The sequence below is a fragment of the Nocardia sp. NPDC005746 genome (genome assembly GCF_040630785.1).
In the GTDB taxonomy this organism is placed as follows: domain Bacteria; phylum Actinomycetota; class Actinomycetes; order Mycobacteriales; family Mycobacteriaceae; genus Nocardia.
The window spans coordinates 395,294-409,253 of sequence record NZ_JBEXYE010000003.1 but is presented as its reverse complement, the minus strand read 5'-3'; the positions used below and the strand labels follow the sequence as shown (position 1 = coordinate 409,253).

Sequence of the window (13,960 nt, the reverse complement as noted above, 5' to 3'; positions counted from 1 at the left end):
TTCACAAGAACTCCTTCAACCGTGGCCACACCCCGACGACGATCGAGCCCGCCGCCGCCAGCAGTAGTGCCAGCGTGCCCAGGGGGCTCAGGGTGAGAGCGTTTCCGGCCGTGTTCACATCGTCGCGCACTTCCTGGCGGGTGCGCTCGAGTTCGGTCTTCAAGGCCGCATCGAGAGCGGCGAACTGGGCCGCCGATCCGGTGCCGTCGGCCTTCACGGTCTGGTCCACCGCGCCTCGATAGTTGTTGCTCAGATAGGCGGCCACTTCCTTCTGATGGCCGTCCTGCCAGCCGGAGAAGGCCTTGGACGCTGGCGAGTCCGTGCTCACCAGGTCGCCCAGATCCGCGCGCAGCTTGGCGCTGCCCGCGGCGAAGCGGTCCTCGCTGGTCTTGCTGTCGCTGCGGGTGATCAGCTGCAGGGTTTCCTCGGTGCGGGCCTGCTGGGCCAGAATCCGGGCCTGCGCGATCTTCTCGAAGCGGGCGGTCGCGCCGGTATCGATCGACGCGGAGGCCGCGATGGTGGTGGTCAGAATCCAGAGCAGGGCGATCACGGTGAGGCCCGCGGCGGTGACCACGCCCGGATTGATCCAGCGGTTGGTGCGGTTCACCAGCAGCCAGGAGCCGTAGCCGCAGGCCGCCAGCAACAGCACCAGCAGGCCGACGCTCCACAGCGGCAGGCCGGTGATGGCGCGCTGGTCGCGGTGCAGCTGATCGAGGCGGATGCCCTCCAGTTCGGCCGCGTTCGTCAGCAGCGAGCCCTGCATGAGGGCCGAGGCCTGGCGCAGATAGGCGGAACCGACCGGCAGACCCTGGCGGTTATTGGCTCGGGCCGCCTCGACATAGCCGGTGTAACTGGGCAATTCGGACGAGATCTTGGCGAGGATCGTGCGGGTCTCGTTGTCCGAGGCGCCGGTGGTGGCCTCGGCCAGGGCGGCCGCCGCGTCGGTGAGCGCGTTCTCGTAGCGCATCCGGACCTCGGGCGACTCGATGCCGCCGGACAGGTACGCGGTGGAGGCCGCGGCGTCGGCGGTCGACAGCGCCACGTAGAGGCGTTGCGCGGCATTCGCCAGCGGCTCGGTGTGCGCCAGCACGGTGTCGTGGCGAGAGAGCTTGGCGCTCTGCTGATTCGCCGTCACCAGGCCGCCGATCAAGGCGAGCAGGGCGAGGGCCGCGCCCACCGTGCCGATGACACCCGGTGCGGTGCGCGCCAGGCGTCGCGTCCATTCCGCGGCATTGCGAATGGTCGCCGGTAAGCGACTCCTCAACTCCGATTCCCCCGTTCGACCGGCCGGTTCTCCCCGTATGGCCAGATCGTACGGGAGTGATCGCACCCTGTCGATCGAGTTCCAACCGGTTGGAATTCGATTGTTCGGGAGCCGATTTCGAATGTCCGCGCATTCGTGACCGGACCGTGAAATCAAGATTTCACCGCGGGTAATCGCCGGGAAACGTTCCGGCGCAACAGGCGATTCACCCGATGTGACTCAGACACCTTATGTCACAACGTCATCAGTTTCGGACGATGCCACCGTATCCCCATTCGAGCAATCCCCGACTTCGAATATCGGGAAGCGGATGAGTTTCCAGGCATGGCTGACTTTCGTGCCGCTGATGCCGACGCCGCCGCCCGGCGAACCGCGCCGGTTCAGGCCGGAAGGGCGATGTGCGGGTCCTTCGAGCGGTAGGGCTCGGCGTGGGGGCCGGTGGCGAGGCCGCGCAGGACGGTCGCGATCGCGTGGTGGATGGCCGCTTCCCGGTCGGCGTCGGTCGCGTCGGCCAGGGGGGCGTCGATGAGGAGGGTCGCCAGGCCGTGGACCGCCGCCCAGGCGGTGAATTCGGCGCCGGGGCGTTGGCGGGGATCCATGAAGCCCACGGTGACCAGGGCGTCCAGTCCGACGCCGATCAGCTGGAAGATCGGGTCCTCGGTGACGTCCTTGTCGATGTCGAGGTCGGTGGTGCAGAAGGCGGTTCGGAACAGGCCGCGTTCGCGGTCGGCGTACTCGATGTAGGCGCGGCCGGCGGTCGCCAGCCGGGCGATGGCGGTGGCGGTCGGGTCCGGTTGCTGCGGAACGCTTTTCATCGCCGTGTCGAGGGCCTCGAACAGGGCCTCGGCCGCTCGGTCGTGGACCGCGGCCAGCAACTCCTCCTGCCCCTTGAAGTGGCGGTAGGCGGCCGTGGCCGTGACGCCGACCGCGCGGGCGGCGGCGCGGACGGTGACGGCGGTGGGCCCGCCGATCTCGGCGAGCTCCGCGCTGGCGCGAACGAGGGCGTTGCGCAGGTCCCCGTGGTGGTAGGGGGCCTCGCGAGCGGGTCGTTGCGGCGCGTCTTCAGTGATGGCCACGACATTGATGTTGACACCTGTACAGATTCGGTGGCAAGTTAACACCCATAAAGTTCACACCCGTCAACATTTATGTCTGTACGAGGGGAATCAACCATGAGCGCAGTGCTGGGGAGGATCGGCGACTTCGCCTTCCGACGCCATGGCCTGGTCGTCTCGATCTGGATCGCGCTGCTGATCGCCGTCATCGGCGGCGCCGCCGTCGGGGGCGGCCACCTCGACGACCGGTTCACCGTGCCGGGGGCCGAATCGCAGCATGCGCTGGACGCCTTGGCCGAGACCGCGCCGGGCGCGGCGGGGGCCACGGCCCAACTGGTCTTCACCGCGCCGCCGGGTCACCTCATCTCGGAAGCGCCCTACCGCGCCGCCATCGCGCACACCCTGGAGACCGCCGGAACCGCGCCGGGCGCGGTCGGGGTGACGACGCCGCAGCAGGCAGGAACGACCTCACCCGATCAGCGGACCGCGATCGGGATGATGTCCTTCACCGGTGACCGCTCCCAGGTGAGCGACGCCGCCCGCACCACCGTGGAGCGGTCGGCGGACTCGGCGCGGGACGCCGGACTGGACGTATCGGTCGGCGGCACCGTGTACGGCGTCGGCCAGATGCAACCTGGTCTCACCGAAGTCCTCGGTCTGGGTGTGGCCGTACTGGTGCTGCTCATCACCTTCGGATCGCTGCTGGCGGCCGGGATGCCTCTGCTCTCGGCGATCTTCGGCATCGCCGTCACGGTGGGCGGGATGCTGGGGGTGGCCGCGGTCGTGCCGGTGTCCTCGACCGCCCTGACGCTGGCGCTCATGCTCGGGCTGGCGGTCGGGATCGACTACGCGTTGTTCATTCTGTCGCGGCATCGAGCGCAGCTGGCCGCGGGGCTCTCGCCCCGGGAATCGGTCGTGCGGGCCGGTCAGACCGCGGGCAGCGCGGTCGTTTTCGCCGGAACCACGGTGATCATCGCGCTGGCGGCGCTGAGCGTCATCGGGATTCCGTTCCTGACCGTCATGGGTCTGGCCGCCTCGGGCGCGGTGCTGGTCGCCGTCGCGGTGGCGATCACGCTGCTCCCCGCGCTGGCCGGATTCGCCGGTCCTCGGCTGACGCCGTCGGCCGGGTCGCGGGCCGAGCGCCGGGCCGCCACCACCGGTGCGAACAGTCTGGGTGCGCGCTGGGCTCGCCTGGTTACCGCGCGGCCGATCCTGACGGTGGCGGCGGTGTCGGTGGCGCTGATCGTGCTGGCGATTCCCGCGGTCTCCCTGCGAATGGCGCTGCCCGACAATGGATCCGCGGCCGCCGCGACCGGGCAGCGACAGGCCTACGACACCATTGCCGAGAAGTTCGGTCCCGGATTCAACGGCCCGCTCGTGGTGGTCGTCGACGCCGGTGGTGATGCCGGAGCGGCCGCACGGGTGGCCGAGACCGTGCGCGGGCTGCCGGACGTCGCCTTCGTGGCGCCGCCGCAGCCGACGCGGCGGACCGGGCAGTCGCTGGTTCTGGTCGTTCCGGGCAGCGCGCCGGAATCCCGGCAGACCGCCGACCTCGTACACGCGATCCGCGACCAGGCGCCCGCCGCGGTCCCCGACGCCCGGGTGGCCGTCACCGGTGACACGGCGGTCACCATCGATGTCTCGCAACGGCTTTCGGCGTCGCTGCTCCCGTTCCTCGGCGTCGTGGTCGGATTGAGTCTGCTGCTGCTGGTCGTGGTGTTCCGGTCGATCGCGGTGCCGGTGAAGGCGGCGCTGACCTTCCTGCTGTCGGTCGCGGCCGCGCTCGGGGTGACGGTGGCGGTGTTCCAATGGGGTTGGGCGGCGGATCTTCTCGGTGTCGCCAAGATCGGACCGGTGGTCGCGTTCCTGCCGATCATCCTGGTGGGTGTGCTGTTCGGGCTGGCCATGGACTACGAGGTGTTCCTCGTCTCCGGAATTCGCGAACAGTGGCTGCGCGAGGGCGACGCGACCGGGTCGATCGTGGATGGCACCCGGCACAATGCTCGGGTGGTCACCGCGGCGGCCACCATCATGGTCGTGGTCTTCGCCTCCTTCGTGCCCACCGACGACGCCATGATCAAGCCCATCGCCTTCGCGCTGGCCGTGGGTGTGCTGGTGGACGCGTTCGCGGTGCGCCTGACCCTGGTCCCCGCCGTGCTGGCCCTGCTGGGCCGGGCCGCGTGGTGGCTGCCGCGCCGACTCGACCGAATCCTGCCGGAATTGAATATCGAAGGGCCGCAGGAGAATCAGCCGGTGCGACGCGAGGAGGAGCGCCTGCCCGAGCCGGTCTCGATTTGATCGAGCGGAGGGTCAGGCCGACTGCCACAACTCGATGCGGTGGCCTTCGGGATCGGTGACCCAGCCGAACCGGCCGACGCCCTCCTTGCCGGGCCGGGGATAGTGGAGGTGACTGCCACTCCGGGTGGATCGGCTCTACCGAATCGGCAGGGTGTTCAGGATTTCCTCGGTGGTGGCGGTGACTCCCAGGCGGGGGAAGATCTTCTCCACTGAGTGGGCGTGGGAGGCGGGGTCGCGGTCGGAGGTGGCGTCGGTGGCGATCACGACGTTGTAGGCGTGCTCGTGGGCGGCGCGGGCGGTGGATTCGATGCCGATGCTGGTGGCGATGCCGCCCAGGACGACGGTGGTGATGCCGCGGCGGCGGAGTTGGAGGTCGAGGTCGGTGCCGTGGAAGGCGCCCCACTGGTGCTTGGTGATTCGGATGTCGGAGGGGTGGGGGTCCAGGTCGGGGAGGATCTCGTCCCAGCCCGGGGGCGGGGTGAAGGCGCCGGTGGGTTGCATGGTGCGGCCGGGCGGCATGTCGGAACCGTCGGGGGAGAAGGAGACTCGGACCAGGACCACGGGGAGGCCGGCCGCGCGGAAGGCCTTGGCGAGGGCCGCCGAGTTGGCGACCACATCGTCGGTGGGGTGCGGCTGGGTGGGGGCGGCCACGACGCCGCGCTGCAGGTCGATGAGGACCAGGGCGGATGTCGGGTCGAGGAGAGTGTCCGTCACAGCGGGATCCTTCGGTGGGAGTGGGGATCGGTTCAGTCCTCGACCAGGCGGGCCAGCAGCGGGATCGCGGCGATCAGCGAATCCTGTTCGGCGGGGGAGAGTTTGGTGGTGATGGCGGTCGCCAGCCAGTCCTCCTTGGCGTGGTGGGCCAGGCGCAGGAGGCGTTCGCCCTCGGCCGACAGGGACAGCAGGATCTGCCGTTGATCGGTGGGGTGCGGGGCGCGGGTGACCAGGCCGCGGTCTTCGAGGGCGGCCAGGGTGGTGCGCATGGACTGCGGGCGCACGCGCTCGGCGCGGGCCAGGTCGGCGACCGAGAGGGGACCTTCCTGGCCGAGACGGCTCAGGGCCACGGCCTGGGAGGGTGTCATCTCGAAACCGGCTCTCGCCGAGCGGAGATGGCGCAGCAGCCGACTGGCCACGACGCGGAGTTCACTCGCGGCGGCCGTGACGTCGGCCGATGGACCGGCTTCTGCGTTCACCCTCCCAGGGTGGCACAAGGTAGGAAGACTTGCAAGTTTACCTGTCGAGTGTGCTGCGGGTGGTGATCGAGTCGGACAGGCGGGTGCGGAGGAAAGCGGTGATATCGGTGCGGGCGGCCTTGGCCTGCGGCACCAGCCCGGGCATGGCGATGAAGGCGTGCGGCGCGCCCGGGTATTCGGACAGTTGGACGGGGATGCCGAAATCGCCGAGACGTTCGGCGTAGCGGCGGCCCTGGTCGGCCAGCGGGTCGAGGGTCGGGATCACGACCAGCGCGGGCGGCTGGCCGGTGAGGTCGGCGTACAGCGGCGAGAGCGGGCGCGGGTCCTCGCCCGGCGGGACGGCCAAGCGCCGGAACAGTTTCAGCCGCGGCAGATTCAAGGTCGGGGTCTCGGCGTAGCGGGTCATCGTCGGGTAGTCGAACATGGTGTCGGTCAGGTCGAAGGCCGGGTTGATCAGCACCTGCGCCAGCAGGGGCAGGCCGGTCGCCGCGGCTCGGATCGCGGTCAGAGCGCTGATCAAGGCGCCGCCGCTCTCGCCCGCGAGAATGACGCGCGCCGGGTCGATACCCCATTCGCCGGGCTGATCCAGGATGTGCCGCAACACATCCCAGTCGTCGTCGACGGCGGCGGTCAGCGGGGTGTCCGGCGCGATCAGGCGATGCTCGACGGAGACGATCACCGCGGGCAGCTCGGCCGCGAGATGGCTGTTGCCCCAATCGCATTGGGCCGCGGTCCCCGCGAAGCCGCCGCCGTGCACATGGAGGACGAGCGGCAGGGCGCCCGCGTGCTCGCCGACCGGACGGTACACCCGGATCGGGACCGTGCGATCGGGGAACGTCACCTGCTGCCATTCGATGCCGGTGCCGCGCGCCGGAAGCCCGGTGACCACTCGCATGAACTTCGAACCCGCCAGCCGATTCGCCCCCGCCACGTGGGCGGTCAACTCCTCGGGCGTCAGGGCCTCCCAGTCCGGGTCCTTGCGTAACGAGTGCAGGATGCGGATTCCGCGCGGTGGCTGGTCGTACTTGCCGGGCCGGGTCTGGTTCTCACCGTCGTGTCTGGACATGGATCCCAGCATCGGCGGGTTTCGTCGGGGTGTATTGAAGAAATGTTCCCGGAGCGACTCAGTGCGCGACCGCCCGCCCACGCGACCGGGTCGACCGCCAGCCACGGCGCGTCCGCGAGAGCCGTCGGCGTCAGGCCCGCGAAGGTCATCGTCTCCCGGCTGAAATGCGATTGATCGGCGTATCCGCTCTCCGCCGACACCCGCGCGGCGCTGCTGCCCGCGGCGAGCCGATGGGTGGCGTCGTCGAATCGGACCAGCTGTGCGGCCCGCTTGGGCGTCAGGCCGATCTGGACTCGGAATCGCGACCACAATCGCTTGCGACTCCACCCGATCTCGTCGGCCAGCGCCTCGACGCGAATCTGCCCGCCGCTCAGGATGATTCGCCGCCAGGCGTAGCTCACCTCCGGGTCGACGGCAGGTCCGCTGCGTTGCCGCGCGGTCAAGGCGTCGTCCAGGATCGCGAATCGTTGGTCCCAGGAACGGCTCTCGTGCATGCGCTCCCGCAGCAGCTCGACCTCGGGACCCCACAGTTCGTCGAGCCCGATCACGCCACCGGACACCTCCGGCGAGCCGCCCAGCGTCGCGTAGGCCACCAGCGGCGAGAGCCGCACCTGCAGCAGATCCACGTTCTGCGCCTGCCCGTACACCCCGATCGGGCACAGACCCACCACGCCGCTGCCCGTGGCCCGGCTCCCGCCGGCGTCCTCGGCCATCACCATGTCCCCGAGGTCGATGAACATCGTCACCGCCGGGAACGGCACCACCGGCAGATGGTCCGGGCCCGACGCGCGCGCCCGGAACCCGGCCATGCTGACCCCGGGGCAGTGGCCCGGCAGTGTCGGGACGGTGACATCCACCAAGGTCCCGGCGACAACGACCGAATCGGCAGCCATGGGCCCATGGTACGAGTCGCCCGTGCCGAGGCCGGAAACGCGATGGCCGATTCCCGCCGGTCATCCCTGATCGGCTGGGCCAGAGTGGGAAGCGGACACGAACGAGACGACGCAGGAGGAAGCGATGAGCGTGTACACGACAATGGCCAGCCCGGTCGGCGAGCTGCTGCTCGCGGGCGAACGGCGCGGGACCGGGGTGGAGCTGACGGCGGTGTCGATGGCGGGCAGTAAAAGCCTTCTGGTGGAAGGTGACTGGGAGGCCGACGCGGACGCCTTCGCCGACGTCGTCGACCAGCTGACCGCGTACTTCGCCGGGGAGCGGGACAGTTTCGACCTCCGGATGGGCGGCCGCGGCACCGATTTCCAGCGCCGGGTGTGGCAGGCCCTCGACCAGATCCCGTACGGCGTCACCGTCACCTACGGGGAGATCGCGAACCGGATCGGCGCGTCCCGGGCGGCGGTGCGCGCGGTGGGCTCGGCCATCGGCGCGAACCCGCTGCTTATCGTGCGTCCCTGCCACCGCGTGATCGGCGCCGACGGATCGCTGACCGGCTACGCCGGGGGCATCGAACGCAAGCAGCTGCTGCTGGAGCTCGAGCGGGCCGCGTGATGACCGCCGTCATCCGCGGTGCCGCGGCCGGGGTCGCCGATCAGGACTGGGCGGCCCTGGCCGGTGAGCTCGACGCGTACGGGCACGCGCTCACCGGGTCACTGCTCACCGCCGGCGAATGCCGCACGCTCGCGGCACTGTACGACGTGGACGACCACTTCCGGTCGACGGTCGACATGGCCCGGCATCGGTTCGGCTCCGGCGAGTACCGCTATTTCACCCACGACCTGCCCGAACCCGTGGCGGCATTGCGGGCCGCCCTCTATCCGATGCTGCTGCCCATCGCCCGGGACTGGGCCGCCCGGCTGGGACGGCCCGGCACTTGGCCGGACCGGCTCGAGGACTGGATCGCCCAGTGCCACCGGGCCGGTCAGACGAAGGGGTCGCAGATCCTGTTGCGTTACGGACCCGGCGACTGGAACGCCCTGCATCGGGACCTGTTCGGGGACATGGTGTTTCCGCTCCAGGTCGTGATCGGGCTGGATGTCCCCGGGGTGGACTACACCGGCGGCGAGTTCCTCATGGTCGAGCAGCGGCCCCGCGCCCAATCGCGCGGCGCGGCGATGGCCTTGCCGCAGGGGCACGGTCTCGTCTTCACCACCCGCGACCGTCCGGTCCGCAGCTCCCGAGGCTGGTCGGCCGCGCCCATGCGACACGGCGTGAGCCTGGTCCGATCGGGGCGGCGACGCACCCTCGGCCTCGTCTTTCACGATGCCTGACCATGCGCGAGACCGTGCGTGACAGGGAGTACGTCCTGCTCGGGGTGGACGGCCGCCCGTACCGCAGCCGCACGCCCGGTGTCCTCGGTGGCCACCGCCGCCTGAAGATCTACGGCCGACTCGACTGCCCGGCCGCCCTGCGCGCCCTGGCCCGCGGCGGCTACGTATCCCATCGCGTGTTCTTCGCCGACGAGCAGACGGCCATCGCGGCCGGTTACCGACCGTGCGCGGTGTGCTCCCGGCCCGCCTACCGGGAGTGGCGCGCCGGCCGGGCCGGGTGAGCCCGTCCGCCTCGACAAACGATCAAGACCAGTCGGTACCTATACGCTGGACCCCATGTTTGCCGCCGTTCTCCGCCAGGGAATCATGGACGAACCGCTGTGGTATCGGCCGGACCGTTAGTCGCTCGGTGACGTGGAAACCTATTCTGGGGACGTGAGTGTGGAAACCATCGGTGAACCGGGACCCTTGCCGCGTGGCCGGCACGGGCTGACCCGCGAGCAGGTGGAGGCCTCGCAATACCGGCGCTTGTGCACCGCCGTCCTGGAAGCGGTGGGCGAGCTCGGCTTCGCGGCCACCACCGTCGCCGATATCGTGACCCGCGCCCAGGTGGCGCGCCGCACCTTCTACTCCGTCTTCGGCGGCAAGGACGAATGTTTCGCCGCCGCCTACGATCTCGCCGTCGGCGCCGCGCTGGAACAACTGAAGGACACCGTCACCGGGCTCGAAGGCGTGTCCTTCGCGGACCGGGTGCGGATCTCCTTCGAGATCTACCTCGGCTTCCTCGCCATCCAGCCCGGCGCGGCCCGCGCGCTGTATGTCGAAACCCTCGCCGCCGGACCGGGTCTGGTGGCTCACCGGCTGCGCGTGCACGACCGGTTCGCCGACTACATCATGGCGGTGGCGCAGGTCGGGGTGCGCGACGGCGATCTGGTGGCCGAACCGGATCGGGAGATGGTGGACATGCTGCTCGGCGGGATCGACGACCGGGTGCGCGCCTGCCTGCACACCAAGGGCGCCCAGGCGCTGCCGGAACTGGTCCCGCTGTTCACCCGCACCGCCGTCGCAATCGCGAGCACCCCCGCGCCCTGACCGCTGTTCCCCGCCACAATCCCCGGGAGGCCCGGACCGCACACGCTGTCACCTGGCACAATGCCGGTGACACGGGCGGTGGCCCGCTCCTACGGTCGCAAGGGAATTCGACGCGTTCGGTCGGGTTCGCAGGACCGTAGGGGAGAGTTCATGAGACCGACCATCCGTACCCGCGGCAGCGCCGTGTTCGCCACCGTCACCGCGCTCGCCGTGGCCTTCGCCACCGGCGTGGCCAGCTCCGAACCCGAGGCCGCGCCCGATGCGGGCAGCTCCTCGGGCTCGGCGGTGGTCAGCACCGCCACCGACACCATGGGCGTGGGTCCGGAGATGTCGGCCTATCTGGCCGCTTTCGCCTACGGGCTGACCCACCCGGACGCCGCGCCGCCGGGCGCCAACGACTGGAACTGCAAGCCGAGCGCCGAACATCCGCGGCCGGTGGTGCTGGTGCACGGCACCTGGCTCAATACCTACGACAGCTTCGCGTTCCTGTCGCCGCAGGTCGCGCGGGCCGGATTCTGTGTCTTCGCCTTCAATTTCGGCCGGGAGACACCCCTCGCGGGCGGCGGCATCGGGCCGATCCTACCGGGACGCTTCGGTGTCGGGCCGATGGGGGATTCGGCGAAGCAGCTCGCGGGGTTCGTGGATCGCGTCCTGGCCGCCACCGGCGCGCCCGCGGTCGACGTGATCGCGCATTCCCAGGGCGGGCCGGTCACCAGCCAGTACCTGAAATTCGAAGGCGGACAGGGCAAGGTGCGCAAGGTCGTCAGCTTCGGTGCGACCAGCCACGGCACCTCGCTGCTCGGCATCGCCACGCTGGGGCGGGTGATCACCAACCTGGGGGTGAACATTCTCGGCTTCTATCAGCCGTTGATCGGCCAGGCCAATACCGAGCAGGTCGTCGGCTCGCCGTTCTACGCCAGGCTCACTGCCGACGGCGACACCGTGCCGGGCGTCGAATACACCGCCGTCGGCACCCGCCACGACGAGATATCCAACCCCTACGAGTGGACCTTCCTCACCCCCGGCCCCGATGCGAGCGTGGAAAACATCACGCTGCAACAGGATTGCCCCGAGGACGTGTCCGACCACCTGACCGTCATGTACTCGCCGCGGGCGGCCTCGATCGCCCTGCGCGCCCTCGACCCGGTCGCGCACCCGGCCCTGGTCTGCACCTTCAACCCCTGGATGATCGGCGGCAGCGGCCACATCTAGCCGCTGCGGAACGGAAAGGACGACGATGACGATCGGCGATGCGATCGAAACGAGCAGTGTCACAACAGAACCGGAGGCGGTCGGCGGAAGACCGCTGCTGCCGGGGGAGGATCCGTTCTATCGATCGCCGATCGACCCGGCGTCCGTCGCGCCGGGCACCATCCTGAGGTCGCGGCCCGTGCGGCTGGCCCTGTTCGGACGCATTCCGCAGCGCGTGCGAGCCTGGCAACTGCTGTACCGCAGCACCGATCTCGACGGTGCGCCCGAGGCGACGGTCACCACCGTCCTGCTGCCCTGGGACGCCGACCCGGCCGTGGACCGGCCGCTGGTGTCGTTCCAGTGCGCCATCGACGCGGTAGCCCCGAAATGCTTCCCCTCCTACGCTTTACGGCACCGCGCCCGCGCGCTCGGCGCCATCCCGCAGGTGGAGTTCCCGCTCATCGCCGCCGCCCTGGCCCGCGGGTGGGCGGTGTCGGTGCCCGACCACGAGGGCCTCGACGGCCACTTCGGTGCGGCCCGCGAACCGGGCCACCGCGCACTCGACGGCTTGCGCGCGGCCCTGCGCTTCGAGCCACTGGGCCTGGGTCCGCGGACCCGAATCGGGTTGTGGGGCTACTCCGGTGGCGGACTGGCCACCGTGTGGGCCGCCGAGCTGGCGGCGAGCTACGCGCCCGAACTCGATATCGTCGGCGCGGTCGCGGGGTCACCGGTGGGCGATCCCGCCGAGGCGTTCGTCCGGCTGAACGGCTCACCGTTCGCGGGTTTCGCCATGGTGTTCACCTCCGGCCTGCGCCGCGCCTACCCGGCACTCGACGGCTGCGTGCGCGGCCTGGTGTCGGAGGAGTACCTGCGGCTGCTCGACGACGCCGAATCCATCGCCACCTTTCCGCTGCTGGCCCGCTATGCCGGGCGAAACGCCAACCGGCACATCCGCGGTGGGCTCGGCGCGCTGCTGACCCGCCCCGAGATGCGGGCCGTCCTCGACGACATCCGCCCCGGCGCCCAGGCTCCCGCCATGCCACTGCTGGTCGTGCAGGGCGTCAACGACGAGGTGATCGCGGTCGCCGACGTCGACGCCCACGTGCGGCGCTACCACGAGCGCGGCGCCCACGTGCGCTACCTGCGCGACCGGCTCAGCACGCATCTGCCGTTGCAGTTCATCTCCATTCCCGTGATGGTGGACTGGCTGGCCGATCGCCTCGCCGATCGCCCGCTACCACCGGCCGAGGTGCGCACCGTGTGGTCGGTCGCCGCCTCCCGGCGCGCCGTGCGCGAACATGGTCACTTGGCGGCACTGGTCGCGACCATGGTGTCGGGCCGCCCGATCCGCACCCGATCGGACTTCCGATAACTGCGCGCCACCAGCGCCGACCGCAGATACCACAGCCCCGACGGCTGCGCCGGATCGAATCCAGTCAGCTGCCCGATCCGCTTGAGCCGATTGTCGACGGTATTGGTGTGCACGCCCAGCAAGCGCGCCGTATGCCGTCGACTCAGGTCGTTGCCGATATGGCGGCGAAGGGTTTCCAGCAGTTCGGGATGCGCGTCGAGCGGATCGAGCAGGGTGCCGAGGTATTCGCGGGCCGGGCCGGGACGGGTCAGCTGGTATTCCATGGCCAGGTCGTCGAAACGGTGCAGGCCGGGTACGCATTCCAGGCGGTGCACCATGTCGAGCAGTTCGTGCGCCTGCTCGGCGGCCTCGGGAATGCGTGGCGTCTCCGCGTGGATCACCGTGGCGGTGACCGGAACCTGTGCGGCCGTGGACAATCCGGAGATCAGGTCGGCCAGTTCGTCGCCGGTCGCGGCGGTGGCGGGCAGCAGCACGGTGCCGCCGTCGGCGCTGAGCAGCGACAGCGCCCGGCCGTCGCCGCGCCGCGCCAGCTCGGACTGGATGCGCCGCAGCTTGCGCCGCGCCACCACCTCGCCGTCCACGCGGGTGTCGGATTCCCCCGGATGCGGCGGGATGCTCAGGGCCAGTACGTGATACGACTCGTCGATCTCGATCCCGCCCGCTCGGGCCATGGTGGAGGCGGGATGCCCGGCCAGCAGTGCGGAGGCCACGGTGTGCACCGCCGTGTGGTGTTCGGCCACCACCGCGCGGTGCTCGCGCACATAGGCCACCGCGAAGGTCGAATCCACCATGGCCAGCACCTCGAACAGGCGGCGCGCGGTCACCGCGAGCCGGGCGTAGTCCTCGGGGCCGGTGGCGTCGACGATGAGATCGAAGCCCAGGGCGAAGCCGTCGTGCACCGCCCGGTGGATGGTGCCGATCGGAATGCCCTCGCGCGCCCAGTCCGCGCCCGCGCGTTGCAGCCGTTCGATCTTGGCGCTCACGTCCCGGCCCTCGAGGACGCCGGCGGCCAGTTCCAGGCAGGTGCGGGTGACGGTGGTGACCTCACCGCGCAGCGCGTCCCCGGGCAGGGTGCCGCAGCGGGCCACGTGTTCGGCGAAATGCGCGACGAGGGCGGCCGAGAGACCGCGCGCGTCGCGCAGGGGTCCGGAAATCGGTGCCGCCGTGAGGGGTTGCGTTGCCTTGATCATGCGCGTTGCCTCCACAG

Annotated in this window: 14 protein-coding genes; 7 read left to right on the top strand and 7 right to left on the bottom strand. The window is 70.3% G+C overall.

Features of this window, described 5'->3' with window-relative positions; translation table 11 throughout:
* Position 1: 1 nt before the first annotated feature.
* Together ABZ412_RS08545 and ABZ412_RS08540 are read right to left on the bottom strand one after the other, a co-directional pair.
* On the bottom strand, positions 2–1,264 hold the full coding sequence (locus ABZ412_RS08545) for a hypothetical protein (protein WP_357278006.1): 1,263 nt from the start codon (positions 1,262–1,264) through the stop codon (positions 2–4).
* A gap of 380 nt (positions 1,265–1,644) precedes the next feature.
* On the bottom strand, positions 1,645–2,340 hold the full coding sequence (locus tag ABZ412_RS08540) for a TetR/AcrR family transcriptional regulator (RefSeq protein ID WP_357278003.1): 696 nt from the start codon (positions 2,338–2,340) through the stop codon (positions 1,645–1,647).
* Positions 2,341–2,436: 96 nt separating this feature from the next.
* Here ABZ412_RS08540 and ABZ412_RS08535 point away from each other — a divergent pair, with 96 nt between their 5' ends.
* The gene (locus tag ABZ412_RS08535) at positions 2,437–4,617 is read left to right on the top strand and encodes an MMPL family transporter (RefSeq protein ID WP_357278001.1); all 2,181 of its coding nucleotides are present in this window, start codon (positions 2,437–2,439) and stop codon (positions 4,615–4,617) included.
* 135 nt (positions 4,618–4,752) lie between these two features.
* Here the strand turns inward: ABZ412_RS08535 and ABZ412_RS08530 are convergent, their stop codons facing one another.
* Genes ABZ412_RS08530 through ABZ412_RS08515 form a run of 4 tightly spaced genes read right to left on the bottom strand, consistent with a single transcriptional unit; the run spans position 4,753 to position 7,769 of the window.
* Positions 4,753–5,331 (bottom strand): hydrolase, encoded by a 579-nt coding sequence (locus ABZ412_RS08530; RefSeq protein ID WP_357277999.1) that lies wholly within the window; start codon positions 5,329–5,331, stop codon positions 4,753–4,755.
* 32 nt (positions 5,332–5,363) lie between these two features.
* Positions 5,364–5,810 (bottom strand): MarR family transcriptional regulator, encoded by a 447-nt coding sequence (locus ABZ412_RS08525; RefSeq protein WP_357277996.1) that lies wholly within the window; start codon positions 5,808–5,810, stop codon positions 5,364–5,366.
* 37 nt (positions 5,811–5,847) lie between these two features.
* Positions 5,848–6,876, bottom strand: coding sequence for an alpha/beta hydrolase (locus ABZ412_RS08520; protein WP_357277994.1), 1,029 nt, complete (start codon positions 6,874–6,876; stop codon positions 5,848–5,850).
* Positions 6,765–7,769 carry a helix-turn-helix domain-containing protein gene (locus ABZ412_RS08515; RefSeq protein ID WP_357277992.1) on the bottom strand — a complete coding sequence of 335 codons (1,005 nt, stop codon included), beginning with the start codon at positions 7,767–7,769 and terminating at the stop codon, positions 6,765–6,767. Before ABZ412_RS08515 ends, ABZ412_RS08520 begins: the two co-directional genes overlap by 112 nt.
* A gap of 124 nt (positions 7,770–7,893) precedes the next feature.
* On the opposite strand from ABZ412_RS08515, the gene ABZ412_RS08510 reads away from it, so the two are divergent.
* The 6 genes from ABZ412_RS08510 (at position 7,894) to ABZ412_RS08485 (ending at position 12,753) form a co-directional block, all read left to right on the top strand.
* On the top strand, positions 7,894–8,379 hold the full coding sequence (locus tag ABZ412_RS08510; RefSeq protein ID WP_357277990.1) for a methylated-DNA--[protein]-cysteine S-methyltransferase: 486 nt from the start codon (positions 7,894–7,896) through the stop codon (positions 8,377–8,379).
* On the top strand, positions 8,379–9,098 hold the full coding sequence (locus ABZ412_RS08505) for a 2OG-Fe(II) oxygenase (RefSeq protein WP_357277988.1): 720 nt from the start codon (positions 8,379–8,381) through the stop codon (positions 9,096–9,098). The genes ABZ412_RS08510 and ABZ412_RS08505 overlap by 1 nt, the downstream gene beginning before the upstream one ends.
* A 2-nt stretch (positions 9,099–9,100) precedes the next feature.
* Complete coding sequence (locus ABZ412_RS08500; RefSeq protein WP_357277986.1) at positions 9,101–9,379, top strand: Ada metal-binding domain-containing protein; 279 nt, start codon at positions 9,101–9,103, stop codon at positions 9,377–9,379.
* Between the two features lie 154 nt (positions 9,380–9,533).
* Positions 9,534–10,190 carry a TetR/AcrR family transcriptional regulator gene (locus ABZ412_RS08495; RefSeq protein WP_357277983.1) on the top strand — a complete coding sequence of 219 codons (657 nt, stop codon included), beginning with the start codon at positions 9,534–9,536 and terminating at the stop codon, positions 10,188–10,190.
* Between the two features lie 150 nt (positions 10,191–10,340).
* Entirely contained in the window at positions 10,341–11,402 is a 1,062-nt protein-coding gene (locus ABZ412_RS08490) for an alpha/beta fold hydrolase (RefSeq protein WP_357277981.1), read from the top strand.
* 25 nt (positions 11,403–11,427) lie between these two features.
* Positions 11,428–12,753 carry a lipase family protein gene (locus ABZ412_RS08485; RefSeq protein WP_357277979.1) on the top strand — a complete coding sequence of 442 codons (1,326 nt, stop codon included), beginning with the start codon at positions 11,428–11,430 and terminating at the stop codon, positions 12,751–12,753.
* On the opposite strand, the gene ABZ412_RS08480 is transcribed toward ABZ412_RS08485, so the two are convergent.
* Complete coding sequence (locus ABZ412_RS08480; RefSeq protein ID WP_357277976.1) at positions 12,684–13,943, bottom strand: helix-turn-helix domain-containing protein; 1,260 nt, start codon at positions 13,941–13,943, stop codon at positions 12,684–12,686. The genes ABZ412_RS08485 and ABZ412_RS08480 overlap by 70 nt on opposite strands.
* Between the last annotated feature and the right edge of the window lie 17 nt (positions 13,944–13,960).

Bases quoted from the DNA above. Each gene is read 5' to 3' on its own strand.
- ABZ412_RS08490 (WP_357277981.1), top strand. From the start codon at position 10,341: ATGAGACCGACCATCCGTACCCGCGGCAGCGCCGTGTTCGCCACCGTC.
- ABZ412_RS08485 (WP_357277979.1), top strand. From the start codon at position 11,428: ATGACGATCGGCGATGCGATCGAAACGAGCAGTGTCACAACAGAACCG.
- ABZ412_RS08535 (WP_357278001.1), top strand. From the start codon at position 2,437: ATGAGCGCAGTGCTGGGGAGGATCGGCGACTTCGCCTTCCGACGCCAT.
- ABZ412_RS08505 (WP_357277988.1), top strand. From the start codon at position 8,379: ATGACCGCCGTCATCCGCGGTGCCGCGGCCGGGGTCGCCGATCAGGAC.
- ABZ412_RS08510 (WP_357277990.1), top strand. From the start codon at position 7,894: ATGAGCGTGTACACGACAATGGCCAGCCCGGTCGGCGAGCTGCTGCTC.
- ABZ412_RS08480 (WP_357277976.1), bottom strand. From the start codon at position 13,943: ATGATCAAGGCAACGCAACCCCTCACGGCGGCACCGATTTCCGGACCC.
- ABZ412_RS08515 (WP_357277992.1), bottom strand. From the start codon at position 7,769: ATGGCTGCCGATTCGGTCGTTGTCGCCGGGACCTTGGTGGATGTCACC.
- ABZ412_RS08520 (WP_357277994.1), bottom strand. From the start codon at position 6,876: ATGTCCAGACACGACGGTGAGAACCAGACCCGGCCCGGCAAGTACGAC.
- ABZ412_RS08500 (WP_357277986.1), top strand. From the start codon at position 9,101: ATGCGCGAGACCGTGCGTGACAGGGAGTACGTCCTGCTCGGGGTGGAC.